The sequence below is a fragment of the Sulfitobacter sp. HI0027 genome, assembly GCF_001634775.1.
GTDB lineage: Bacteria > Pseudomonadota > Alphaproteobacteria > Rhodobacterales > Rhodobacteraceae > Sulfitobacter.
On the sequence record NZ_LWER01000330.1, the window covers coordinates 1 to 211 of the forward strand.

A 211-nucleotide genomic window follows, 5' to 3' on the forward strand; every position below is an offset into this window, starting at 1 on the left:
AGTCAGCTCAATTCCCCATTGGCTGCCATCGCCGAGCGCGCGTTTGAACTGCTCCAAGTCCTGCGGCGTGGTGATCATTGCGATCTCCCGGATCCCGGCCAGCATCAGGACCGACAAGGGGTAATAGATCATCGGCTTGTCATAAACAGGGAGCAGCTGCTTCGACACGCCAAGCGTGATCGGGTAAAGCCTCGTGCCAGAGCCGCCTGCG

At 59.7% G+C, this 211-nt stretch carries 1 protein-coding gene; it reads right to left on the reverse strand.

Annotated features, from left to right (window positions below; translation table 11 throughout):
- Window positions 1-211, reverse strand: a 211-nt coding sequence (locus tag A3722_RS16235; protein WP_269084702.1) for a sugar phosphate nucleotidyltransferase, incomplete at both ends; no start/stop codon positions are given.